Source organism: Planosporangium thailandense (assembly GCF_011947195.1).
Taxonomy (GTDB): Bacteria; Actinomycetota; Actinomycetes; order Mycobacteriales; family Micromonosporaceae; genus Planosporangium; species Planosporangium thailandense.
Window position 1 is genome coordinate 1 of the sequence record NZ_JAATVY010000011.1, and the last position, 23911, is coordinate 23911.

A 23911-nucleotide genomic window follows, 5' to 3' on the forward strand; every position below is an offset into this window, starting at 1 on the left:
ATACACCCGAATCATGCGTCGTTTCTATCCCACGGGACGGACCGGTTACGAGCTGACACCGGGTAAAAGGGGCTTAGGCCCCTACCGACAGGTGACGGATTACCTGGTCCGAATGAGGCGGTTGATCGATGCCAGACCGCTTGCCCCGGTGTCTTGTCACGCCGGTGGACCCGGTACGCCGGAGATATTCGGCCCTCAGCGTCGCTTGGTCGGCTGACCACGCTGCCGCGCGGTCGTGAGCGCGCTGACCTGCCCGGTCGTGTTCTACGCATCCGCACTGGTGGTGGTGATGAGCGCGGTGCCGGAGTGGCGGGGAGCGGTCGGCGCCGGTTGGGTGGCGTCGGCGGGTATCCCGATGCGTAGCGCGATCATCGGGTGTCCGGTGTGGCCGGTGAGGTCGCGCAGGAGGTGTCGGGTGGCGGGTACCTCGATGACGTCGCTCATCGGTGAGGTGGCGAGTCGGTCGGCGGTGGCGGTGAGCAGGACGGCCGACAGGGCCTCGCCGGCGGTCAGCCAGGCGGCGGGGTCGTCGCCGTCGGTGGACAGGATGGCGTAGCGGGCGTGCCGGTCGGTGGCCTCGGTGTGGACCGGTCGGTGGGGCGCGTCGGGGGCGAAGTCGCGGACCGGCACCGGGCGTGGGCCGGTCGGGGCGGCGGTGTGGAGCGGTACGCCGTCGCCGGTGTCGGCGCCGCGGTGGGTCCAGGTCGCCAGCTCGGTGCGGTAGTCGGGGTTGGCCAGTTCGGAGATGGCGGCGGCGTAGGCCGCCGCGCCCAGCACCGCCGTCTGGTCGGGCCGCAGCAGGTGCAGGCGTGCTCCCTGTTGGTGGGCGGCGGCGCGGAGCCGGGTGAGGGTGGTTTCGGGGACCGGCTGGTCGGCGAAGGGTCGCCGGTCGGTATGGCGCAGTGCGATCGCCTGGTGCAGGCGGGCGAGGGCGGCTGGGGCGGGGGTGAACGACGCGACGCGGAGGGTGGCGAGCAGGTCGGGGTCGTGCGGGTCGGGCAGGCGGGTCGCTTCGGGGACGTGTCCGGTGGCCGAGAGCGCGATGCGGGCGTGGTGCAGCGCCACTCCGCAGCTGAGTATGAGCATCCGTGCCTCGGGGTCGACGGCCGCGAGCTGGTGGTCGTGGTCGGCGCGGAGCTCGGCGATATCGTCGTGGATGTTCCAGCGCCACGGTTGGGTGTTGAAGATCGAGGGGGCGCGTTGGGCGGCGACCGCGGCCTGGATCAGTGCCCGGGTGGCGGGGCGGCTGCGCCCGGTGGGGGTGCGGTCGGTGAGTCGGATCGTCGCCATGCTCCCTCTCCTTCTGGTACTCACCTACCGTGCCGGCCCGCCGTGCGGTTCACTAAGGTCATTCGGCCTGTTTTCGCGGGTGGGTTGCCCGGCCCGGCGGCCTGGACCGGGCTCGCTGGCCCCAGGGAACGAGTACGGGCCTGTGGCCGCGTCCGGCATGGACCTTCGGCCCTGGGTGGCAACGGGTGACACGGCGGATCTTGGTGGGGTGGCGCAGGGGAGGCGGCACACACGTTCCTGCCCACGGCACTGACCCTGACTGATGGAGTCGGGGAGAGGACGGTAGAGCGCGATGCGAGTGGTGACCGAGGCCGAGCTCGGCCGGGTGTTGGGCAACGTTCCCGGTACGCCCCGGGTGGTGGCCAGCGGCAACTACGCCGCCCCGCGGCGGGCCCTGACGGTGCTCGACGGTGCGCTGGCGGAGTACCGGCTGCACATGCTCAACGCCCAGCCCGGCATTCCCGACCGGGACGGGGTCATCTACGAGACCGCCTTCGTGGGGCCGGCCATGCGGGCGCACCCCCGGTTGGCCTACTTTCCGTGTCGGCTGTCGCTGGTGCCGTACCTGCTGCGCGACCGGTTGCAGCCCGACATCGTGGTGCTGCACACCTCCCGGCCGTTCGGTGGGGCGGTGAGCCTCGGCGTCGAGGTGAACATCCTGCCGGCCGCGATCGAGGCGGTCCGGGCGCGGGGCGGGCTGGTGATCGCCCAGGCCAACGCGGCGATGCCGGTGACCTACGGGGACGCGCTCGTCGGCCTGGACACCGTCGACTACCTGGTCGAGGTCGACGAGCCCCTCGCCGCGCACACCCCGACACCGGTCGATGACATCGGTGCGGCGATCGGCGAGCGGGTCGCCGGCCTCATTCCGCAGCGCGCGACGCTGCAGTTGGGCATCGGCGCGATCCCGGACGCCACGCTGCACGCGCTGCGGGAGCGTCGCGGTCTTCGGGTGTGGTCGGAGATGTTCAGCGACGGCGTGCTGGAGCTGGAGAAGGCCGGCTGCCTGGACCCGGACACGCCGGTGACCGCCTCCTTCTGCTTCGGCTCCGCGGAGCTCTACGACTGGATCGACCGCAACCAGCGGGTGCGCATGCTGCGCACCGAGAAGACCAACGACCCCGGTGCCATCGCGGCGCACCCGAATCTGATGTCGGTCAACAGCGCCCTACAGGTGGACCTGTTCGCGCAGGCCAACGCGAGCCGGGTCGGCGGGCGGGTGCATTCGGGCTTCGGCGGGCAGACCGACTTCATCGTCGGGGCCATGCACTCCCCGGGGGGGCACGCCATCATCGCGTTGCGCTCGTGGCACCCGAAGGCCGACGTGTCGGCGGTCGTGCCGCTGCTGTCCGGGCCGGTCACCTCGTTCCAGCACAGCTACATCGTCACCGAGCAGGGCGTGGCCGAGATCTGGGGCCACGACGCGTTCGACCAGGCGCAGAACATCCTCGACCACGCCGCGCACCCGGCCGCCCGGGACAGCCTGCGCGAAGCCGGACGAGAGCTGGGCCTGGCGCTGCACTGACACCAGGCGGGCAGGTCACGCCGGGACCGGCGGGCGAGGACTCCGTTGGTTCGGGGCGTATCCGGTCAGCCGTGGGCCGAGCAGATCGCGGTAACGCAGGCGTTCGTGGAGCTGGTCCGGGGTGACCGCTGCCACACGCGTACCCGCACCGCGCCGGCATCGGTCCATATCGGAGTCCGCAGGCCCGACGTGGGCGGGACCTTCGGCCCTGATCGCGGTCGCGGTGCCGAGGAGATGCTGGCGGCAGCCCCGCGACGTCGTCCGCGGGGCTGCCGCGGGAAAGGACTCGGCCGGTGCACGCTTTAGACCTGGCGCGATGGCAGTTCGCCGTCACCACCATCTACCACTTCCTGTTCGTACCCCTGACGATCGGCCTGTCCGGGTTGGTCGCCGTCCTGCAGACCGCCTGGGTGCGTACCGGCAAGGAACACTATCTGCGGGCCACCAGGTTCTGGGGCAAGCTCTTCGGAATCAACTTCGCGATGGGCGTCGTCACCGGCATCGTGCAGGAGTTCCAGTTCGGCATGAACTGGAGCGCGTACTCGCGCTACGTCGGTGACATCTTCGGCGCGCCGCTGGCGATCGAGGGGCTGCTGGCGTTCTTCCTCGAGTCGACGTTCCTCGGTCTGTGGATCTTCGGCTGGGACCGGCTGCCGAAGAAGCTCCACCTGGCGAGCATCTGGCTGGCCGCGATCGGCACGCTCCTGTCGGCGTACTTCATCCTCGCGGCGAACTCGTGGATGCAGCACCCGGTCGGGTCCCGGTTCAACCCGGTGACCGTAAGGGCCGAGCTGACCGACTTCGGCGCCGTGCTCACCAACTCCACGACGCTGGTGACGTTCCCGCACACCGTCGCCGCGGCGTACCTCACCGCCGCCGTGCTGATGCTGAGCGTCTGCGCCTGGCACCTGGTACGTCACAACGAGGCCGCGGTGTTCCGGCCGAGCCTCAAGCTGGCACTGTGGACGGTCGTCGTGTCGGGAGTGCTCGTGGCCGGAACCGGCGACCTCCAAGCCAAGATCATGACCAGGCAGCAGCCGATGAAGATGGCCGCCGCCGAGGCGCTCTACGAGACCTCCCAGCCGGCGTCGTTCTCGCTGTTCACCATCGGCCCGCTCGACGGCAGCCGGGAGATCGCGAGCCTACGCGTACCCGACGCCCTGTCGTTCCTGGCCACCGGCGACCCGCACGGCAAGGTCGAGGGCGTCAACGACATCCAACGCCAGTACGAGCAGCGCTACGGCCCCGGCGACTACAAGCCCTACATCCCGCTGACGTACTGGTCGTTCCGACTGATGATCGGCTTCGGGGTGCTGCCCATCCTGATCGGTCTGCTCGGCCTGTGGTTGACCCGCCGCGGCCGGATGCCCACGGGCACGGCGTTCTGGCGGGCGGCCATCTGGGCGCTGCCGACCCCGCTCCTGGCCAACTCGTTCGGCTGGATCTTCACCGAGATGGGTCGCCAGCCGTGGACGGTGTTCGGGTTGTTCAAGACCGCGGACAGCGTCTCACCGTCGGTCGGTGCCGGCCAGGTGGCCACCTCGCTGACGGTCTTCACGCTCCTGTACGGCGGCCTGGCTGTGGTGGAGCTGTTTCTGATGCTGCGCTTCGCGAAGGCCGGGCCGCCCAAGCCGTCCACCGGGACCCCGCCCGCCGACGACGAATCCGCCGAGCGCCCGCTCGTGTTCGCGTACTGAAACCGGAGTGCGACCGTGACTCTCAACGACGTGTGGTTCCTGCTCATCGCGGTGCTGTGGACCGGCTACTTCCTGCTGGAGGGCTTCGACTTCGGCGTGGGCATCCTGCTGCCGATCCTGAGCCGCTCGGAGTCGGAGCGGCGGGTGCTGCTCAACACCATCGGCCCGGTCTGGGACGGCAACGAGGTGTGGCTGCTGGTCGCCGGTGGCGCCACCTTCGCGGCGTTCCCCGAGTGGTACGCCAGCCTGTTCTCCGGCTTCTACCTGCCGCTGTTGATCATCCTGGTGGCGCTCATCGTGCGCGGGGTGGCGTTCGAGTACCGCGGCAAGGTCGACAGCGACCGGTGGCGACGCAACTGGGACCGGGCCATCTTCGTCGGCAGTCTCGTACCCGCGCTGCTGTGGGGCGTGGCGTTCGGCAACATCGTGCGCGGGGTCGCGCTCGACTCCGGGCACCACTACGTGGGCGGATTATTCGCCCTGCTCAACCCGTACGCCCTGCTGGGCGGCCTGACCACCCTGCTGCTGTTCGTCACCCACGGCGCGGTGTTCCTGGCCTTGAAGACCACCGGCGACATCCGGTACTTCGCCCGCGACCTGACCAAACGGATCGGTGTGGTCACGCTGGTGGTCGCCGGCGGGTTCCTGCTGTGGACCCAGCTCTCCCGGGGCGACGCCGTCACCGCAGCCACGGCGCTGGTCGCGGCGGCCGCGCTCGTCGGCGCGCTGCTGGCCAACTGGCGGGAGCGCGAGGGCTGGGCGTTCCTGGCCACCGCCGGCACCATCGTCGCGGCCACCGCCACGCTGTTTCTCGCGCTCTACCCGAACGTGCTGCCGTCCACGCTCGACCCGGTGTACAGCCTGACGGTCACGAACGCCTCGTCCACTCCGTACACCCTGAAGATCATGACCTGGGTGGCGGTGGCCTTCACCCCTGTCGTCCTGCTCTACCAGGGCTGGTCCTACTGGGTGTTCCGCAGGCGCATCGGCGTGCAGCACATCCCGCAGGCGACTCCCACGCCCCAGCCAGCACCGGCTCCCGCGGGACAGCGCTGACCCGGCGGGGAAAGGAACGAACCGGCGGGCGAGGCCGAGACCGGGACCGGTGACGCGCAGGCCGCCGGTCGACATACCCGCCGACGGTCGCAGGACCTTCGGCCCGGCCGAAGCGGCCGTTGGCCACTCATCGGCGTCGCCGGCCGGAATGCATGGTGAGCGAGGACATCAGCGGCGTCAGGGAGGCAGTCATGAAGGCACTGGTGTACGGCGGGCCCGGGCGCAACTCCTGGGGTGAGACACCCGACCCCCGGGTCATCGATCCGCGCGACGCGATCGTCAGGGTCGACGCGGTGACCATCTGCGGCACCGATCTGCACATCCTGGGCGGAGACGTGCCGGCGGTGCGGCCGGGACGGATCCTGGGCCATGAGGCCGTCGGGACCGTGCAAGAGGTGGGCAGCGCCGTCAGCGGGCTCCAGGTGGGTGACCGGGTGCTCGCCTCGTGCATCTCCGCCTGCGGGACCTGCGTCTACTGCCGGCAGGGCAGGTACGGGCAGTGCCTGGGCGGCGGCGGCTGGATCCTCGGCCACACGATCGACGGCGTGCAGGCGCAGTACGCCCGGATCCCGTTCGCCGACCTGTCCACGTACCAGCTGCCGGCGTCGATCAGCGACGAGGCGGCGGTGCTGCTGGCCGACATTCTGCCCACGTCGTTCGAGGTCGGCGTCCTCAACGGGCAGGTCCAGCCGGGCGACACCGTAGTCGTGGTAGGCGCAGGGCCGATCGGCCTGGCCGCGATCCTCACCGCCCGGCTGTACTCGCCCTCGCACCTCATCGCGATCGACAAGGCCGACAGCCGGCTGCAGGCGGCCAAGCAGTTCGGCGCCGACATCACCATCCGGCCCGACGACGATCCACTGGAGGTCGTCCGATCGGTGACCGACGGCCTCGGCGCCCATGCGGTGCTCGAGGCGGTGGGCATCCCGGAGACGTTCGAGCTGTGCACCACGCTGGTACGTCCGGGTGGGCGGGTGGCCAACATCGGCGTGCACGGCCGCCCGGCGACGCTGCACCTGGAGGAGCTGTGGATCCGGGACGTCACCATCACCACCGGTCTGGTCGACACGTACTCCACACCGAGACTGTTGAACATGGTCGCCGCGGGGCAGTTGGACACCGGCCGCATGGTCACCCACCGGTTCGCCCTCGACGACATCATCGAGGCCTACGACATCTTCGCCCGGCCGGCACAGACCGGGGCGCTCAAGGTTGTGCTGACGCGGAGTTGAGTCGATGAACCGCCGGTTGCCTGCCGTCAGGTGGCCGGGTACACGGTGCCGCTGTGTGGGGTGGCGTCGATGTTCCATCGCGTGCCGAATGCCGTCAGCCCGGTGATCTGGACGTGGCCGGTGGATTCGTAGTAGTCCGGGTTGATGGTGAGCCGGCCGTCGTGGGGCTCGACACCGAGCAGCGCGCGGCTGATCAGCAGTGGCGCCCCCGAGGCCCAGGCCTGGGGGTCGCAGGCGGTCGGGTAGGTGATGGGGATGTGGGTGTCGGCGCGAGGGTAGCCGCAGATGGCTTCCGGCAGGCGCTGCCCGAAGTGGTCCGCCGCCTCGGTGATGGCCCGCGACAGGCGCTTGACCTGCTCGCGGTAGCCGTAGCGGGCCAGGCCGGCAATGATGATGGAGTTGTCGTGCGGCCAGACCGTGCCGCGGTGGTAGCCGATCGGGTTGTACCCGCCGTCGGTGGTGGCCATGGTGCGTACGCCCCAGCCGGAGAACAGCTGCTCGGACATGAGCTGGTCGACGACGACGGCGGCGCGGTCGTCGGGGATGATGCCCGACCACAGCAGGTGGCCCATGTTCGAGGTCATCGCGTCGATGCGGCGTTTGTCGCCGTCGAGGCCGAGAGCGTAGTAGCCGCCCCGGGCGTCGAGCCAGAAGTCGGCGTTGAACCTGTCCCGCAACCGGGCGGCCTCGCCGCGCAGCCGGCGGGCGAGCGTGCGGTTGTCGAGCGGGCCGTCGGCGAGTTCGGCCATGCGCAGCTTGGCGTCGTAGACGTAGCCCTGGATCTCGCAGGTGGCGATCGGCAGCGGTGGCATGCCGCCGTCGGCGTACAGCACCCCGTCCCACGAGTCGCGCCAGCACTGGTTACCCAGGCCTTCCGGGGAGTGGGTCTGGTACTCGACGAAGCAGTCGCCGTCGCGGTCGCCGTAGTGGTCGATCCACTCCATCGCGGCCATCGCGTTGCCGTACAGCTGCTGGACCAGCTTGTCGTCGCCGGTCCAGCGCCAGTACTCCGACAGCAGGATCAGCCACAGCGGGGTGGCGTCCGCGCTGCCGTAGTACGGGTTGTGCGGGCGCAGCCCGAGCTTGGTCAGCTCGCCGGTGCGCACCTCGTGCAGGATCTTGCCCGGCTCCTCGTCGTTCATGTCGTTGCGCCGGGTGCCCTGGTAGTCGGCGAGGGCGATCAGTGCGCCGCGGGCGAGGTCCGGGCCGAACATCAACGTCTGGTAGGCGGTGAAGATCGTGTCACGACCGAATATCGTCAGGAACCAGGGAAGACCGGCAGCCGGCAGCAGCACGTCTTCACCGCCGACCCGCATCGTGATCCGCAGCGCGGTCAGGTCGCGTACCGCCTGGGCGCGCATCTGCTCGATCTGGCGGTCGTCGCTGGTGAACCGGGCGAGGCGATCCCGCCAGGCGGTTACCGGGTCGGGTGACATGGTCATGGCCGGATGAGGGTGGTACACCGGCGCGGTGATCTCGTCGTCGGCGGTCGGCAGCGGCACGTACAGGTCACACATCCAGGTGGTGCCCGCCGGCAGCTCCACCTCCCACACCATGCTGTCGCCGTCGATGCGGTCGGCCGCCGGCACCGCGCGTACCTCGGTGGCCGCGCTGAAGATGTCATAGCGGTAGGAAAAGCACAGCCGGGAGCCGTCGCGGGCGTGGGAGCGGCGGATGCGCGACGATCGGTCGCCCACCTGCGCTTTGATCTCGAACAGGTCGGCGAAGTCGCTGCCGGCGGCCAGCCGGACGGCCACGTGCAGGTCCTGGTTGTCGTGGTTGGTCATCTCGATGCGCTCGCCGAACCCGCCGTCGATCATGCGCCGACGGCCCACCCCGAGCGCGTTCGCGGGCAGCCCGGGCAGCGCCGGGTTGGTCAGGTAGAAGGTGGCCTGGCAGTGCGTGGGCAGGTCGGTGTCCAGCTCCAGCAGGCGGGCGCCGTTGACCGTGAGCACCCACTCGTCGAGGTAGCGGGTGTCGGCGTGCACCAGGCCGCCGACGGAACCTTTCGGGATGTCGCCGACCGCGTCGGAGTACATGAACGTCCGACCGTTGAGTACCGCGAGGGCGCCGCACCCCAGCTCCGGCGGCAAGTTCCGCAGATCCGACTCGAGCCGGCACATCCGGTCGGCTGAACCCGGGTACGGATCGGCCGGCGTCGCCCGCCGCGTCCGTGTTCGCTCCGGCATTACGGCGCCCTTTCCTACAACCGGCCGCCTGCCCGACGCGGTGGTCATAGCGGCTGAACAGGCACTCAGCTACCGGTTCCTGAACGGGTCCGAAGGATGCCACCGACCCCGACGACCCGCCCTCACCCGAAAGGGGTGAAACACCCTGGAAGGCGAGTGGGTGACCGGGGCAGGCGCTGGCCCCCGGGCCCCGCGCCAGCAGACCCGTACCCGCGGCCAGCCTCCGCTCCGTCAGTGATACAGCTTGAGCCCGACGACCCCGGCGACCACCAGCAGCAGGGACAGGACCCGCGGGAGGCTCGCCGACTCCCCGAGGAACAGCATGCCGACAATGGCTGTGCCTGCCGCGCCGATGCCGACCCACACCGCGTAGCCGGTGCCGACCGGGATGGTGCGCAGGGCGTAGCCGAGGCCGACCATGCTCATGACCAGGGCGACGAGGAAGACCGCCGAGGGGAGCGGACGGGTGAAGCCGGCTGCCTTGCTGAGCGCCACGGCCCAGACCGACTCCAGCACTCCGGACAGGACGAGAACCAACCACGACATGATGATCGAGTCACCTTCGACACGGTCGTCTTAGCTGGCCGGGTACGACACGCACTCGTCCGGGATGTCCGCGACTGCGGCATCGGGTACAGGTTAGCCGCCCTCCTGTGCGATACGCCGGCGGCTGCGGTACATCACGATCGTCCGTTCAGCCGCGCGGTGTCGACCACGCCGCTGATGTACAGACGAGCGGCCAGGTGGACGGAGGCGGCTCGTGGGGTTCCCGTCGGATCCCCGCCCAGCGCTTCGAAGGCGCGTGTCAGTCGCTGGTAGAGCGCCTGACGATGAAGATGAAGTTGGCGGGCGGCTTCGGTCTTGCTGCACCCGGTACGGAAGTAGGCTTCGAGCGTCGTCACCAGGGTCTTGGCCCGGTCCGGCCCGAGGGCGAGCACCCCTCCCAGATGGTCCTCGACGAAGTCGCGCAACACCGCTGTCGGGCCGACTCGTTCCAGGAGCGTTTCCACGCCGACCGCCTCGGCGTCGACGACCCGCTCCGGCCAGGCGAACTCGTCGGCCAGCGACAGGCACCGCTGCGCCTCGGCGAGGGTGTGCGCGAGCCGATGGAGTCCCTGCACGATCGGACCTACTCCCAGCCGGACACGTCCGGACAGGCTGGGGTCGTTCAGGTCGGTGATCAGGCGGGCCCGGTCGGTGCGGCTGAGGACGACGATGCCGACGAGCTCGCCGTCCACCACGTTGGTGAACACCCTGCGTTTGCGCCGCCGAAGGATCGCGTCCACCGTGCCGATGCCCCGGACATCGCCCGAGCTCTGCGCCACCACGCCCACCGCCGACGCGGAGTCCGCGAGGCGGAGAGCGTGCGCCATGCGGGTCACCCGCTCCGGGTCCGGCTGCGGAGCGCGGAGCAGTCGTAACAGCTCGCGTACGGCCCGGTCTTCCGGCGGTACGACGCCGGTGCGGATGAGGGCGAGACCGAAGGCCTCCGGTGCGCGGTCCAGGGCGGCATCGAGAACCGTCGGGTCGGTGTCGGCGCCCGGTTTGACGACCAGACGGGCGATTCTCATCCCGTGTGCGATCACCGGCACCGACCAGCCGCCGCTCTCCGCGAGCAGCCTCCCCGCATTCTCCGGGTCCGGCTCCGGACTGGTCGAGCCGAGCACGCGCCCGGCCCCGTCGAGCAGTAGCGCATCGCAGGCCAGGGCCCGAGCCAGGACATCGAGGAGCTCCTGTGGCCCGCCGCCGCGCATCAGCTCACCGGAGAGGGCGTGCAGGAGCGAGTCCGCGGCGCGCAGCCTTCGGACCGAATCGTTGATCAGCGCGCCGTTGATGTCCTCGGTGACAGCCACGAACGGAACCACGCGCTGCAGTTCGATCACCGGAAACCGCAGCGCAGCCGCCTCGGCGATCAGCTCAGCGGGTATCCCGGGGAGGTGTGAACCGGTCTCGATCGCCACTCCGGTGACGCCTCGAGCGGCCAGTTCGCGTACGTACTGCCGGCGACGGGACTGATCGCAGGAGGCGAGCACCACACCGCCGGTCAGGAGCAGTTCGCCACCCTGCAGCAGCGGCGCGATCTCAAGGACCTCGCTGGAGTGCACCCAGCGTACGAATTGTCCCAGTGACTCATCGCCTGTCCGGACCACGGGATCGGCCGGCGCCAGACTCGGGTGTGACAGCACCTCGCGCAGCGACATCATCCGACATTCCGTCACCTTCAGGCGGCCAAAGTATAGACAGATTGTACCTAGTAAACGTGTGCTAGGTCACTGATGCTTGCGGGAACTTCGCTCCCTACCCAAGGAGGCCGGCAGATGGCCAACACCGGAGTCGATACGCAGCACGTCAATATGCACGATGTCGAGCAGGTTCTGCAGCCGATTCCCGAAGAGGCGCGCACCCACCGGGTCTCCGGCCAGTTCTGGATCTGGGCGGGCGCCAACATCGCCCCGGTCAACTGGGTGCTCGGTGCGCTCGGCGTCAGCCTCGGGCTCGGATTGAGCGACACCCTCATCGCCCTCGTCGCGGGCAACGTCGTCGGCATGGCGTTGTTCGGGCTGTTCGTGCTGATGGGCCAGCGTACGGGCGTCACCGGGATGGTGCTGTCCCGGGCCGCGTTCGGACGGCGGGGCAACTACCTTCCGGCGGGCATCCAGGCGACCCTGGCCATCGGCTGGTGCGCGGTCAACACCTGGGTCATCCTCGATCTCGTCATGGCGCTGCTCGGGAAGCTGGGCATCGTCGACGCCTCGGCGCGCAACCTGGGCGCGCGGATACTCGTCGCCGCCCTGATCATGGGCGTGCAGGTGGCGATCTCCTGGTTCGGCTACCGCTCCATCGCCGCGTTCGAGCGATGGACGGTACCTCCCACGATCGTCGTTCTGATCGGTATGTCGGTGGTGGCATGGTTCCACCTCCACCTCAACTGGTCCTACGCTGGGCCGCCCGGTCATGTCCTGCACGGCAGTGCCCGATTCGCCGCGATCTCTGCCGTGATGACCGTGATCGGGATCGGCTGGGGCATCACCTGGTTCCCCTACGCCGCGGACTATTCCCGCTTCGTCAGTCGCGCGGTACCCGGCCGGAAGCTCTACCTCGCCAGCGTCCTCGGCCAGTTCCTCCCGGTCGTATGGCTGGGTTTGCTGGGCGCCAGCCTGGCGACCACGAACGGATCCGTCGACCCCGGCAAACTGATCGTCGACAACTACGGCGCGCTCGCCCTCCCGGTGCTGTTCCTGGTGATCCACGGTCCGATCGCCACCAACGTCCTCAACATCTACACGTTCTCCGTTGCCGCCCAGGCGCTCGACATCAAGGTCAAGCGGCGGGGGTTGAACCTGTTCGTCGGCGTGTTCGCCTTCCTCGCGGTGATCGCGTTCCTGTTCGCGCAGAACCTGGGCACCGTGCTGGACACCTGGCTCGGCGGGATCGTCGCCTGGATCTCCTCCTGGGGCGCGATCATGCTCGTGCACTACTACCGCGTCGAACGCCGCAAGATTCAGGCTGACCGTCTGTTCGACCCGGTCGGCAGCAGGCGACTGCCTGACGTCAACTGGTCCACGATGCTCTGCTTCGCGGCAGGAATCTTCGCCACCTGGGTCTTCATGTACGGGGCGACCGGGGCGTTACAGGGCTTCGCAGCCCGGGCCTTCGGCGGCGTCGATCTGTCCTGGCTCGTCGGCGGCGGGGTGGCCGGGGCCTGCTACGCCGTACTCGGCCCGAAGGCGCATCGCCAGTACGAGCAGGCGACCGAGGCCCCGTCCCTGCAGCCACTTCCGCTCGACGCCATTCAGGAGGCATGAGATGACCGAACAAGGCGCCCGTACACCTTTCCAGCTGTTCAGCTGGCCGCACGGTTACCGGGCCGCCGCCGCCTTCACCTTCGATGTGGACGCCGAGTCCTGCGTGCTGTCGCACGATCCGCGCTTGATCCGCCGGATGTCGTTGATGACCCACCAGTCCTACGGGCCGAAGGTCGGCGTACCGCGGCTGCTGCGCATCCTGGAGCGGCAGAACGTACGCGGCACCTTCTTCGTGCCCGGCTTCACCGCGGAGTGCTACCCCGACACCGTGCGCGCGATCGTCGACGCCGGCCACGAGGTGGCTCACCACGGCTACCTGCACGAGCCCATGCAGGGCATCGACGCCACGACAGAGGCCCGCTACATCGACCGCGGGCTCGACGCGCTCGAGCGGGTGGCCGGCGTTCGCCCGACCGGCTACCGCGCGCCGTGGTGGGAGCTGAACTGGCACTCGCCCAGGCTGCTCGCGGAGCGCGGCTTCCGGTACGACTCCAGCCTGCTGGACGGCGACGCACCGTACCGGTTCGCCGTCGACGAGGAGGACGCGAGAACGCTCATCGAGATCCCGGTCGACTGGGCGCTCGATGACTGGGAACAGTACGCGTTCTACCCCGGATGGACCGGCAGCGGTGTCATCGAGAGCCCGGCGAAGGTCGAGGAGATGTGGACGCTGGAAGCCCGTGCCCATCACAGTGAGAGCGGCTGCTTCGTCCTGACCAACCATCCGTTCATCTCCGGCCGGCCGTCCAAGGCGGCCGCCCTCGAGCGGCTCATCGAGACCGTCAAGGGGCTCGACGGCATGTGGGTCACGACGCTCGGTGAGATCGCCGAGCATGCCGAGCGGGTGTGCACCGAGACCGTCGTTCACACCCGGTTCGAGGTTCCCGCCTTCCCGGACGTGGAGATCAGGCGGACTCCGAAGGCCCACGACCAGGTGCGTCTTCAGTAGACCGTCAGTACGAGAGACGAAGAGTCCGGCCGCGAACCTGACGCGGCCGGACGACACCCACAGCGGCACCATCTTGACCCCGTCCGTCTCCGCCGAGGATACGGACGGGGTGTCGCTTCTGCGCGGGATGCCGCCCGTGCGGTACTAGTCGGTCGCGGCGGCGCCCCCCAGGCGGGCGGTGATCTCCCGCGCCGCTTGGGCGACGGCCTCGCCGATGACCGGGACCTGGTCGGAAGACACGCGGTAGCGCGGGGCGGACAGCAGTACCGAGGCGACCAACTTCCCGCGGTGGTCCACGACCGGGGCGGCCACGCCGACCTCGTCCAGGGACGTCTCGCCGTAGTTGACGGCGTACCCGCGGTCGGCCACCTCGCCGAGCCGGACCAGGTAGGCGTCGAGCCCGGCCTGGTCGAGCCCGGGATAGGTGATGGCGCCACTCATCAGGAGACTGCGGGCGGTGAACTCGTCCTGACCGGCGAGGAACGCCTGGACCGACGCGCTCGCGGCGTCGCGGTAGCGGGTGCCGAGCGGGGTGGTGTGCTTGACCTGGTGGCGGCTCGGGACCTGCTCGACGCAGACGGCTTCGCTGCCGTCCCACATCATCAGCGCGGCGGTCTCGGCCGTGCGCTGGCTCAGCTCCACCAGGACCGGGTACGCGACGCGGCGTACGTCGAGATTCGCCAGCAGCGGGCCGGCCAGCGCGATCACACCGAGGCCCAGACGAAAGCGCCGGGTCGCGGGATCACGCTCGACGAGCTCCTCGGTCTCGAGGAACGCGAGGATCCGAGACACGGTGCTCTTGTGGAGGCCGACCTTGCTTGCGATCTCGGACACGCCCTGCAGGGGCTCCTCCACGGTGAAGGAGCGGAGCACGGCCAGGCCGTTCTGGAGCGCGGACATCGCGCGGGATTCGCGGCCCGCGTCGTCAGTGTTCTTCGAATTCGGCGTCATCGTCGATCATTCTGGCTGATCGGGGGGCACGGCAGCATGCTGCCGTGCCCCCCGATCGCGTCAGGCACCCAGAATGTTGTGCTCCGGACCGAACGGGAACTTCGTGATGTTCTCCGCTCCGCCTTCCTGGACCACCAGGATGTCGTGTTCGCGGTAGCCGCCGGCACCGGGCTGGCCGTCCGGGATCATGATCATCGGTTCCATCGAGACCACCATGCCCGGCTCGAGTACGGTCTCGATGTCCTCCCGCAGCTCCAGCCCCGCCTCGCGGCCGTAGTAGTGGCTGAGCACGCCGAAGGAGTGACCGTAGCCGAACGTCCGGTTCGGCAGCAGACCGTAGCCGATGTAGATCTCGTTGAGCCGGTGCGCGATCTCCGCACACGAGATGCCGGGCTTGATCAGCTCAAGGCCGGCCCGGTGCACCTCGACGTTGATGTTCCACAGCTCCAGGGACCGTGCGTCGGGCTCGCCGTAGAACAGGGTCCGCTCCAGCGCCGTGTAGTAGCCGGAGATCATCGGGAAGCAGTTCAGGGAGAGGATGTCTCCGCGCTGCACCCGGCGCGTGGTGGGCCAGTTGTGCGCCCCGTCGGTGTTGATGCCTGACTGGAACCACACCCAGGTGTCCCGGATCTCGGTGTGCGGGAACGTCCGGGCGATCTCACGCACCATGGCGTTGGTGCCGGCCAGGGCCACCTCGTACTCGGGCACGCCCTCGGAGATCGCTTCGCGGATGGCCTCGCCGCCGAGATCGGCGGTCCGGGCGCCGTGCTTGATGAGCTCGATCTCCTCTGCGGACTTGACCATCCGCTGGCGCATGGCGGGCTTGGCGACGTCCACGAGCGTGGCGTCCGGGAACGCGGCCTGGAACTTCTCCCGCATCTCGAGCGGCAGGGTGTCGTTCTCGACGCCGATCCGGGCGGTGTTGACGCCCCGGCTGCGCAGGCTCTCGCGGATCACCCAGATGTAGTTGTCGCGGTGCCAGTCGGTGTAGACGACGTTGTCGCCGTACGTGCGCCGCCACGGCATGCCGGCGTCGATGTTCGCCGAGACGGTGAACTGGTCGTCGGCGGTGACCACGTAGGCGTACGGGCGGCCGAACGAGGTGTAGAGGAAGTCCGAGTAGTACTTGATGTTGTGGTACGACGTGAGCAGGGCGACGTCGATCCCGGCATCGGCCATGATCTTGCGTAGGCCGGCGAGCCGGCGCTCCATCTCGGCCGCGGAGAAGGTCTGCTGCTCCTTCTCGCCGTTGTGGATCAGCTTCAGTCGCTCAAGGTCGGCGACGGACATGGGCGGCTCCTTTCGTTCCTTGGCGGTGCGGGCTGAGGGTCAGCTCTCGGGACGGGGCTGACGCGAGGCCTCTCTGCCGGCCAGGACGGGTGCGTTGCAATATCGGCAACTTGGTTGCACCAACGTAGGCATGGTGTAGATCACTGTCAAGAGGGCGTATGTGCTGCGAATTCGCCGGGCCTTAGTTCTTGACCGCGAAGGTGCACGAGCCTATGTTGCAAGCACTGCAACCGCGTTGCGGCAATCATTGCGAAAGGACTCGGCGCATGACCGACACCCTCGACCTGCCGTTGGCCGGCCTCGACCCCGAAATCAGCGACGCCATCGACGCCGAGCTGCGCCGGCAGCAGTCGACGCTGGAGATGATCGCGTCGGAGAACTTCGCCCCAGCCGCTGTCATGCAGGCGCAGGGCTCCGTGCTGACGAACAAGTACGCCGAGGGCTACCCGGGGCGCCGCTACTACGGCGGCTGCGAGCACGTCGACGTCGTCGAACAGCTCGCCATCGACCGGGTGAAGGCGCTCTTCGGCGCGGAGGCCGCCAACGTGCAGCCGCACTCCGGCGCGCAGGCGAACGCGGCGGCGATGTTCGCCCTGCTCGACCCGGGCGACACGATCCTGGGCCTCGACCTCGCGCACGGCGGTCACCTCACCCACGGCATGCGGATCAACTTCTCCGGCAAGCTGTACGACGTCGTGCCCTACCACGTGCGCGAGTCCGACCTCCGGGTCGACATGGCCGAGGTCGAGCGACTCGCGCGCGAGCACCGGCCCCGGATGATCGTCGCCGGCTGGTCGGCGTACCCCCGCCACCTCGACTTCGCCGAGTTCCGGCGGATCGCCGACCTGGTCGGGGCGTACCTCATGGTCGACATGGCCCACTTCGCCGGTCTCGTCGCCGCCGGGCTGCACCCGAACCCGGTCCCGTACGCGGACGTGGTGACGACGACGACCCACAAGACCTTGGGCGGTCCGCGTGGCGGGGTGATCCTCAGCCGCGCCGACCTGGCGAAGAAGATCAACAGTGCGGTCTTCCCCGGACAGCAGGGTGGCCCGCTCGAGCACGTGATCGCGGCGAAGGCGGTGGCCTTCAAGGTCGCCGCGAGCGACGCGTTCCGCGAACGCCAGCAGCGCGGCCTCGACGGCGCCCGTACGCTCGCCGCCCGGCTGTCGGCAGACGACGTACGCCGGGCCGGCATCTCCGTGCTGACCGGCGGCACGGACGTCCACCTGGTCCTGGTCGACCTGCGCGACTCCGAGCTGGACGGCCAGCAGGCCGAGGACCAGCTGCACCGCATCGGGATCACCGTCAACCGCAACGCGGTGCCGTTCGATCCCCGGCCGCCGATGGTCTCGTCGGGCCTGCGGATCGGCACCCCGGCCCTGGCGACGCGCGGCTTCGACCTGGCCGCGTTCGCCGAGGTGGCCGACATCATCGCCGGCGCCCTCGCCGCACCAATGTCCGACGACCGGGCGGCCGAGCTCCGCGGCCGGGTCGACAACCTGGCCGGCAAGTTCCCGCTCTACCCGCACCTGACCCGCGCGAACGGAGCGTCGGCATGAGCGCCAAGAAGCTCCCCGAGCACCCCGACTGGCTGTGGCGCAACCCAGACCCGAAGCCGACGTACGACGCGATCGTGGTCGGCGGCGGCGGCCACGGCATCGCCACCGCGTACTACCTGGCCCGCAACCACGGCATCACCAACGTCGCCGTCCTGGAAAAGGGTTGGCTCGCCGGCGGCAACATGGCCCGCAACACCACGATCATCCGCTCGAACTACCTGTGGGACGAGAGCGCCGCGATCTACGAGTTCGCCCTCAAGCAGTGGGAGCTGCTGCCCGCGGAGCTGGACTACGACTTCCTGTTCAGCCAGCGCGGCGTGCTCAACCTGGCGCACACGCTGCAGGACGTGCGCGAGGGCAACCGCCGGGTCAACGCGAACAAGCTCAACGGCGTGGACGCGGAGTGGCTGGAGCCCGACGAGGTGGCCAAGGTCTGCCCGATCGTCAACATCTCCCGCGACGTGCGGTACCCCGTGCTCGGCGCCACCTTCCAGCCGCGCGCGGGCATCGCCAAACATGACCACGTCGCCTGGGCGTTCGCCCGCGCCGCGGACCGCCTCGGCGTGGACTTCATCCAGAACTGCGAGGTCGTCGACTTCCTCACCGACGGCGACCGCGTCGTCGGCGTCCGGACCACCCGGGGCGACATCCACTCCGGCACCGTCGGGCTCGCGGCCGCCGGCCACAGCAGCGTGCTGGCCGCGAAGGCCGGGTTCCGGCTGCCGGTGCAGTCCCACCCGCTGCAGGCCCTGGTCTCCGAGCTGCACGAGCCGGTCCACCCGACCGTGGTGATGTCCAACCACGTGCACGTCTACGTGTCCCAGGCACACAAGGGCGAGCTGGTGATGGGCGCCGGTATCGACGCCTACAACGGCTACGGCCAGCGCGGATCGTTCCATGTCATCGAGCACCAGATGGCGGCCGCGCTGGAGCTGTTCCCGATCTTCGCGCGGGCCCACGTCCTGCGGACGTGGGGCGGCATCGTGGACGTCTCCCCGGACGCCTCGCCGATCATCGGCTGCACCCCGGTGGAGGGCCTGTACGTCAACTGCGGTTGGGGCACCGGCGGCTTCAAGGCCACCCCGGCCTCCGGCTGGACGATGGCGCACACGATGGCCACCGGCGAGCCGCACCCCCTCAACAAGCCCTTCGCCCTGGAGCGCTTCATCTCCGGCGCCCTGATCGACGAGCACGGCGCCGCCGCCGTCGCCCACTAGAGGCACGAGGAGTCCCCATGCTGCTGCTGACCTGCCCCTGGTGCGGGCCCCGTGACGAGACCGAGTACCACTACGGCGGCCAGGCGCACGTGGCCTACCCCGCGAACCCCGCCGAACTGAGCGACGAGGAGTGGGCCGAGTACCTCTTCTTCCGCGACAACCCCAAGGGCCCGTTCGCCGAGCGCTGGGTACACAGCACCGGTTGTCGCCGCTGGTTCAACGTCGTCCGGGACACCGTGACGTACGAGGTTCTCGCGGTCTACGGGCCGCACGATCCCCGCCCCGAACTCGCCGCAGGAGACCCGCGATGACCGTCCCATCACACCGGCTGCCGTCCGGTGGCCGCATCGACCGTGGACGCGGAGTCCGCATCGTCGTCGACGGACAGGAGCTGCTCGCCCACCCCGGCGACACCGTGGCCTCGGCGCTGCTCGCCCACGGCCGGGTGGAGGTCGGCCCGTCACTGTACGAGCAGCGGCCGCGCGGGATCGTCGCGTCCGGTGTCGAGGAGCCCAACGCGCTGCTCCAGGTGCTCGGGCCGTACACGGCGACGATGCTCCCGGCGACCGCCGTGCCCGTCCACGAAGGACTGTCGGTGGCGACGCTGTCCGGCCTGGGTCGGCTGGACCCCGAGCCCGACCAGGCCCGCTACGACAAGGTGTTCGTCCACACCGACGTGCTCGTCGTCGGCGCCGGGCCGGCGGGGCTCGCCGCGGCGTCCGCGGCAGCCCGCAGCGGGGCGCGGGTGATCCTGGTCGACGACCAGTCCGAGCCCGGCGGCTCGTTGCTGTCAGCCAGCCACGAGCGCGTCGACGGCCGCCCGGCCGCCGACTGGGTGGCCGAGGTCGCGGCCGAGCTGGCGGCCGCCGAGGAGACCACGGTGCTGACCCGCACGTCGGCCTTCGGCTCCTACGACGACAACTACGTACTGGCCGTGGAGGACCGTACCGACCACCTCGGCGACGCTCCCGCGACAGCCGCCCGGCAGCGGCTGTGGCACATCCGCGCCGGCCAGGTCATCCTGGCGACCGGAGCCCACGAACGGCCGCTCGTCTTCGCCGGCAACGACCGCCCCGGCGTGATGCTGGCGGGCGCCGTGCGCACCTACCTCAACCGGTACGCCGTCCGTGCCGGCGACCGGGTCGTCGTGGCCACCACCAACGACAGCGCCTACGACCTCGTCGCCGACCTGGTGGCTGCCGGGGTGGAGGTGCCCGCCGTGGTCGACGCCCGGCCGGATCGGTCGGCGCGGGCGCACGCCGCGCGGGTACCCGTCCTGGCCGGCAGCGTCGTGTGCGGCACCAGCGGCGACGGCCGGCTCACCGCCGTCGAGGTGTCCGCCATCGACACCCACGGACTGCTCACCGGGGACCGGGCGACGATCGCCTGCGACACGCTCGCCGTCTCCGGCGGCTGGAGCCCCGTGGTACACCTGCACAGCCAGCGCCAGGGCCGGCTGGTCTGGAGCGACGAGATCGCCGCCTTCGCGCCGTCCGGCGCGGTACGCAACCAGTTCGTGGTCGGCGCGGCGGCCGGCGAGTTCACGCTCGACGGCGCGCTGGCGGCCGGCACCGCCGCCGGGGTCACGGCGGCGACCCGCAGCGGCTTCCCGGTCGAGGCCACCGCGCCCCGGGGCGAGGGCGGCGGCCTCGGGCGTATCCGACCGGTGTGGCTGGTCCCCGGCACCGACGGGGAGCCGGGGGAGTGGCGCGAACACTTCGTCGACCTCCAGCGGGACCAGACCGTCGCCGACGTGTGGCGGGCGGTCGGCGCGGGGATGCGCAGCGTGGAGCACGTCAAGCGGTACACCTCGATCAGCACCGCCAACGACCAGGGCAAGACGTCAGCGGTCAACGCCATCGGGGTCATCGCCGAAGCGCTGGGCGCCGCGCCGGGCGCCGTCGGCACCACGACGTTCCGTGCCCCGTACACGTCGGTGGCGTTCGCCGCGCTGGCCGGCCGCGAGCGCGGCGACCTGTTCGACCCGGAGCGGACCACGCCGGTACACCCGTGGCACGTCGCGCACGGCGCCGAGTTCGAGGTGGTCGGGCAGTGGCAGCGGCCGTGGTACTTCCCGCAGCCGGGGGAGACCATGGACGAGGCGGTCGCCCGCGAGTGCCGCGCCGCCCGCAACGGCGTGGCGATGATGGATGCCTCCACCCTCGGCAAGATCGAGATCGTCGGTGCCGACGCGGGTGAGTTCCTCGACCGCATCTACACCAACGGCTTCAAGAAGCTAGCCGTCGGCTCGGCGCGGTACGGCGTGATGTGCACCGCCGACGGCATGATCTTCGACGACGGCGTGACCCTGCGGCTGGCCGACGACCGCTACTTCATGACCACGACGACGGGTGGGGCGGCACGGGTCCTCGACTGGCTCGAGGAGTGGCTGCAGACCGAGTGGCCGGAGCTCGACGTGTACTGCACGTCGGTGACCGAGCAGTGGACGACCATCGCCGTGGTCGGGCCGCGGTCGCGCGAGGTGGTCGGCCGGGTGGCCCCGGATCTGGACGTCAGCAACGACGCCTTCCCGTTCATGACCTTCCGTGAGACGACGCTCGCCTCGGGCGTGCCGGCCCGCATCTGCCGGATCTCGTTCTCCGGCGAGCTCGCCTACGAGATCAACGTCGCCGGCTGGTACGGACGCGCGGTCTGGGAGCAGGTGTACGCCGCCGGCCAGGACCTCGGCATCACGCCCTACGGCACCGAGACCATGCACGTGCTCCGCGCCGAGAAGGGATACGTGATCGTCGGCCAGGACACCGACGGCACGGTCACCCCACAGGACGCCGGCATGGGCTGGGCGGTCTCGAAGCTCAAGTACTTCGTCGGCAAGCGCTCCTTCGACCGGGTCGACACCGCCCGCGGCGACCGCAAGCACCTCGTGGGACTGCTGCCGGTCGACAAACGGACCAGGCTGCCGGAGGGCACGCAGATCATCGCCGAGGGCGTACCCGTCACGCCGGCCGACGGTCCGGTCCCGATGCTCGGACACGTCACGTCGAGCTACCACAGCGAGGCGCTCGGCCGACCGTTCGCCCTCGGCCTCGTCGCCGACGGCCGCAACCGCATCGGCCAGACCGTGATCGCCCCGGTGGGCGACGCGCTGGTGCCGGTCCTGGTGGCCGACCCCGTCCTCTACGACCCCGAAGGGAGCAGGCGCGATGGCTGACCTGGCGATACTGCGCGAAAGCCCACTCGTCCACCTCCACGAGCGGATGCGCGCCGGTCACGACCGGCCGGTCGCGCTCCGCGAGACGGCGTTTCTGACCATGGCCAGCGTACGGGTCCGGCCCGGTAGCGCGGCGGCGCGGCGGATCGGCGAGGTGCTCGGCGGCCCGCTGCCCACGGCGTGCGGGGAGACGACGGCGGCGGGCGGGCGCACCGCGCTGTGGCTCGGCCCCGACGAGTGGCTGGTCGTGTCATCCGCGGACGAACCGGCGGCGCTGACGGCCGCTCTCCACGAGGCGCTGGGAGGCGACCCGGGCTCGATCGTGGACGTCTCGGCCAACCGGACCGTTCTCGAGCTCAGCGGGGCCAGGGCGCGGGCCGTCCTGGAAAAGGGCTGCCCGGTGGACCTGCACCCCCGGCGTTTTACGCCCGGCCGGGCGGTCACGACCACGGTCGGTCCGGTTCCCGTGGTGCTCTGGCAGACCGCGGCGACGGCCTACCGGCTGCTGCCCCGGTCCTCGTTCGCCGACTACCTGGCCCGCTGGCTGCTTGACGCCATGGCCGAGTACACGGCGCCCGGGGAGCCCTGATGGCGCTCAGCGCGTTCGACCTGTTCTCCGTGGGCATCGGGCCGTCGTCGTCGCACACCGTGGGGCCGATGCGGGCCGCGAAGCGGTTCGTCGACGGCCTGGCCGGCGACGGACTGCTGGCCGCCGTCCGGCGGGTACGGGTCGAACTGTTCGGCTCGCTCGGCGCGACCGGACACGGACACGGCTCGCCGAAGGCGGTGGTCCTTGGCCTGGAGGGTGAGGACCCGGCGACGGTCGACACCGACAGCGCCGACGCGCGGGTCGCCCGGGCGGCCGACGACGGCGTACTCCTGCTCGCGGGCAAGCACCAGGTGGCGTACGACGCGGCCGCCGACGTCGTCCTGCACCGCCGCAAGAGCCTGCCGGCACACCCGAACGGCATGGTCTTCCGGGCCTTCGACGGTGCCGGCTCGGTTGTCGCCGAGCGCACGTACTACTCCGTCGGCGGCGGATTCGTCGTCGACGAGTCGGCGACCGGCGTCGACCGGATCGTGCCGGACGACACCCCGGTCCGCTATCCCTTCATCACCGGCGCCGGGCTGTTGGACATCTGCGCGCGCGAAGGGCTGCGCATCAGCGACGTGATGATGGCCAACGAGCTGTCGTGGCGCACCGAAGCGGAGGTACGGGCCGGGCTGCTGCGCCTGTGGCGGGTGATGGCCGAGTGCGTGGAGAACGGCTGCCACCGCGACGGCGTGCTCCCCGGCGGGCTACGTGTTCCGCGCCGGGCCCCGGCGCTGTACCGCGAACTCACGTCGGACCACGCCGGTGGCGACCCGATGCGGGTCATGGACTGGGTCAACCTCTTCGCCCTGGCGGTGAACGAGGAGAACGCCTCCGGCGGCCGGATCGTCACCGCGCCGACCAACGGGGCAGCGGGCATCGTGCCCGCCGTGCTCCACTACTACGCCCGCTTCGTGCCCGGCGCGGACGACGACGGCATCGTCCGCTTCCTGCTCACCGCGGCCGCGATCGGAATCCTGTTCAAGGAGAACGCGTCGATCTCCGGTGCCGAGGTCGGCTGTCAGGGCGAGGTCGGATCTGCCTGCTCCATGGCGGCCGGCGGCCTCTGCGAGGTGCTCGGCGGGACGCCCGCCCAGGTGGAGAACGCGGCCGAGGTCGGTATCGAGCACAACCTCGGCCTCACCTGCGACCCGGTGGGCGGACTGGTGCAGATTCCCTGCATCGAACGGAACGCGATCGCGTCGGTCAAGGCGATCAACGCCGCCCGCCTGGCTCGGTTCGGCGACGGCTCGCACAAGGTCAGCCTGGACCGGGCGATCAAAACGATGCGCGACACCGGTCGGGACATGTCCACGAAGTACAAGGAGACCGCGCGCGGCGGCCTCGCCGTCAACGTCATCGAGTGCTGAGCCGTCTCCGCTT

18 protein-coding genes are annotated in these 23911 nt (G+C 70.2%); 12 read left to right on the plus strand and 6 right to left on the minus strand.

The annotated features are described in order from the left end of the window. Positions 1-264: 264 nt before the first annotated feature. The gene (locus tag HC031_RS16545; protein ID WP_240942605.1) at positions 265-1290 is read right to left on the minus strand and encodes an Acg family FMN-binding oxidoreductase; all 1026 of its coding nucleotides are present in this window, start codon (positions 1288-1290) and stop codon (positions 265-267) included. A 292-nt stretch (positions 1291-1582) separates the two neighbouring features. On the opposite strand from HC031_RS16545, the gene HC031_RS16550 reads away from it, so the two are divergent. From HC031_RS16550 to HC031_RS16565, 4 genes are all read left to right on the plus strand, one after another. Continuing rightward, on the plus strand, positions 1583-2815 hold the full coding sequence (locus HC031_RS16550; protein WP_167926225.1) for an acetyl-CoA hydrolase/transferase family protein: 1233 nt from the start codon (positions 1583-1585) through the stop codon (positions 2813-2815). Positions 2816-3108: 293 nt separating this feature from the next. After that, the gene (locus HC031_RS16555) at positions 3109-4512 is read left to right on the plus strand and encodes a cytochrome ubiquinol oxidase subunit I (RefSeq protein WP_167926226.1); all 1404 of its coding nucleotides are present in this window, start codon (positions 3109-3111) and stop codon (positions 4510-4512) included. Between the two features lie 15 nt (positions 4513-4527). Further along, positions 4528-5568: a cytochrome d ubiquinol oxidase subunit II gene (cydB, locus tag HC031_RS16560; RefSeq protein ID WP_167926227.1), complete on the plus strand. Its 1041-nt coding sequence runs from the start codon at positions 4528-4530 to the stop codon at positions 5566-5568. Positions 5569-5759: 191 nt separating this feature from the next. Next, a complete protein-coding gene (locus HC031_RS16565) occupies positions 5760-6800 on the plus strand; it encodes a zinc-dependent alcohol dehydrogenase family protein (RefSeq protein ID WP_167926228.1) in 1041 nt (346 codons plus the stop codon). 26 nt (positions 6801-6826) lie between these two features. Here the strand turns inward: HC031_RS16565 and HC031_RS16570 are convergent, their stop codons facing one another. From HC031_RS16570 to HC031_RS16580, 3 genes are all read right to left on the minus strand, one after another. Then, positions 6827-8989: an amylo-alpha-1,6-glucosidase gene (locus tag HC031_RS16570; RefSeq protein WP_240942606.1), complete on the minus strand. Its 2163-nt coding sequence runs from the start codon at positions 8987-8989 to the stop codon at positions 6827-6829. Positions 8990-9220: 231 nt separating this feature from the next. Further along, the gene (locus HC031_RS16575) at positions 9221-9535 is read right to left on the minus strand and encodes a DMT family transporter (RefSeq protein WP_167926229.1); all 315 of its coding nucleotides are present in this window, start codon (positions 9533-9535) and stop codon (positions 9221-9223) included. Between the two features lie 134 nt (positions 9536-9669). Further along, the gene (locus tag HC031_RS16580; protein WP_167926230.1) at positions 9670-11193 is read right to left on the minus strand and encodes a PucR family transcriptional regulator; all 1524 of its coding nucleotides are present in this window, start codon (positions 11191-11193) and stop codon (positions 9670-9672) included. Between the two features lie 114 nt (positions 11194-11307). Here HC031_RS16580 and HC031_RS16585 point away from each other — a divergent pair, with 114 nt between their 5' ends. Both HC031_RS16585 and HC031_RS16590 read left to right on the plus strand, forming a co-directional pair. After that, positions 11308-12795 carry a purine-cytosine permease family protein gene (locus HC031_RS16585; RefSeq protein WP_167926231.1) on the plus strand — a complete coding sequence of 496 codons (1488 nt, stop codon included), beginning with the start codon at positions 11308-11310 and terminating at the stop codon, positions 12793-12795. Position 12796: 1 nt separating this feature from the next. After that, positions 12797-13744 carry a polysaccharide deacetylase family protein gene (locus tag HC031_RS16590; protein ID WP_167926232.1) on the plus strand — a complete coding sequence of 316 codons (948 nt, stop codon included), beginning with the start codon at positions 12797-12799 and terminating at the stop codon, positions 13742-13744. A 144-nt stretch (positions 13745-13888) separates the two neighbouring features. Here the strand turns inward: HC031_RS16590 and HC031_RS16595 are convergent, their stop codons facing one another. Together HC031_RS16595 and HC031_RS16600 are read right to left on the minus strand one after the other, a co-directional pair. Next, the gene (locus tag HC031_RS16595) at positions 13889-14695 is read right to left on the minus strand and encodes an IclR family transcriptional regulator (protein WP_167926233.1); all 807 of its coding nucleotides are present in this window, start codon (positions 14693-14695) and stop codon (positions 13889-13891) included. Between the two features lie 60 nt (positions 14696-14755). Next, on the minus strand, positions 14756-15985 hold the full coding sequence (locus tag HC031_RS16600) for a M24 family metallopeptidase (RefSeq protein WP_167926234.1): 1230 nt from the start codon (positions 15983-15985) through the stop codon (positions 14756-14758). A gap of 266 nt (positions 15986-16251) precedes the next feature. Here HC031_RS16600 and glyA point away from each other — a divergent pair, with 266 nt between their 5' ends. Genes glyA through HC031_RS16630 form a run of 6 tightly spaced genes read left to right on the plus strand, consistent with a single transcriptional unit; the run spans position 16252 to position 23898 of the window. Beyond that, positions 16252-17547, plus strand: a complete 1296-nt coding sequence (glyA, locus tag HC031_RS16605) for a serine hydroxymethyltransferase (protein ID WP_167926235.1) — start codon at positions 16252-16254, stop codon at positions 17545-17547. Further along, entirely contained in the window at positions 17544-18764 is a 1221-nt protein-coding gene (locus HC031_RS16610; protein WP_167926236.1) for a sarcosine oxidase subunit beta family protein, read from the plus strand. The genes glyA and HC031_RS16610 overlap by 4 nt, the downstream gene beginning before the upstream one ends. Before the next feature lie 17 nt (positions 18765-18781). Then, positions 18782-19075 carry a sarcosine oxidase subunit delta gene (locus HC031_RS16615; RefSeq protein ID WP_167926237.1) on the plus strand — a complete coding sequence of 98 codons (294 nt, stop codon included), beginning with the start codon at positions 18782-18784 and terminating at the stop codon, positions 19073-19075. After that, complete coding sequence (locus HC031_RS16620) at positions 19072-21936, plus strand: sarcosine oxidase subunit alpha family protein (protein WP_167926238.1); 2865 nt, start codon at positions 19072-19074, stop codon at positions 21934-21936. Before HC031_RS16615 ends, HC031_RS16620 begins: the two co-directional genes overlap by 4 nt. Beyond that, a complete protein-coding gene (locus HC031_RS16625) occupies positions 21929-22525 on the plus strand; it encodes a sarcosine oxidase subunit gamma (protein ID WP_167926239.1) in 597 nt (198 codons plus the stop codon). Before HC031_RS16620 ends, HC031_RS16625 begins: the two co-directional genes overlap by 8 nt. Further along, complete coding sequence (locus HC031_RS16630) at positions 22525-23898, plus strand: L-serine ammonia-lyase (protein WP_167926240.1); 1374 nt, start codon at positions 22525-22527, stop codon at positions 23896-23898. Before HC031_RS16625 ends, HC031_RS16630 begins: the two co-directional genes overlap by 1 nt. Positions 23899-23911 lie beyond the last annotated feature (13 nt).

What these genes read in the sequence shown, in the direction of transcription:
- HC031_RS16545 (WP_240942605.1), bottom strand. Translation starts at nt 1,290, where the DNA reads ATGGCGACGATCCGACTCACCGACCGCACCCCCACCGGGCGCAGCCGC.
- HC031_RS16550 (WP_167926225.1), top strand. Translation starts at nt 1,583, where the DNA reads ATGCGAGTGGTGACCGAGGCCGAGCTCGGCCGGGTGTTGGGCAACGTT.
- HC031_RS16565 (WP_167926228.1), top strand. Translation starts at nt 5,760, where the DNA reads ATGAAGGCACTGGTGTACGGCGGGCCCGGGCGCAACTCCTGGGGTGAG.
- HC031_RS16570 (WP_240942606.1), bottom strand. Translation starts at nt 8,989, where the DNA reads ATGCCGGAGCGAACACGGACGCGGCGGGCGACGCCGGCCGATCCGTAC.
- HC031_RS16575 (WP_167926229.1), bottom strand. Translation starts at nt 9,535, where the DNA reads ATGTCGTGGTTGGTTCTCGTCCTGTCCGGAGTGCTGGAGTCGGTCTGG.
- HC031_RS16580 (WP_167926230.1), bottom strand. Translation starts at nt 11,193, where the DNA reads ATGATGTCGCTGCGCGAGGTGCTGTCACACCCGAGTCTGGCGCCGGCC.
- HC031_RS16585 (WP_167926231.1), top strand. Translation starts at nt 11,308, where the DNA reads ATGGCCAACACCGGAGTCGATACGCAGCACGTCAATATGCACGATGTC.
- HC031_RS16590 (WP_167926232.1), top strand. Translation starts at nt 12,797, where the DNA reads ATGACCGAACAAGGCGCCCGTACACCTTTCCAGCTGTTCAGCTGGCCG.
- HC031_RS16595 (WP_167926233.1), bottom strand. Translation starts at nt 14,695, where the DNA reads ATGACGCCGAATTCGAAGAACACTGACGACGCGGGCCGCGAATCCCGC.
- HC031_RS16600 (WP_167926234.1), bottom strand. Translation starts at nt 15,985, where the DNA reads ATGTCCGTCGCCGACCTTGAGCGACTGAAGCTGATCCACAACGGCGAG.
- glyA (WP_167926235.1), top strand. Translation starts at nt 16,252, where the DNA reads ATGACCGACACCCTCGACCTGCCGTTGGCCGGCCTCGACCCCGAAATC.
- HC031_RS16610 (WP_167926236.1), top strand. Translation starts at nt 17,544, where the DNA reads ATGAGCGCCAAGAAGCTCCCCGAGCACCCCGACTGGCTGTGGCGCAAC.
- HC031_RS16615 (WP_167926237.1), top strand. Translation starts at nt 18,782, where the DNA reads ATGCTGCTGCTGACCTGCCCCTGGTGCGGGCCCCGTGACGAGACCGAG.
- HC031_RS16620 (WP_167926238.1), top strand. Translation starts at nt 19,072, where the DNA reads ATGACCGTCCCATCACACCGGCTGCCGTCCGGTGGCCGCATCGACCGT.
- HC031_RS16625 (WP_167926239.1), top strand. Translation starts at nt 21,929, where the DNA reads ATGGCTGACCTGGCGATACTGCGCGAAAGCCCACTCGTCCACCTCCAC.
- HC031_RS16630 (WP_167926240.1), top strand. Translation starts at nt 22,525, where the DNA reads ATGGCGCTCAGCGCGTTCGACCTGTTCTCCGTGGGCATCGGGCCGTCG.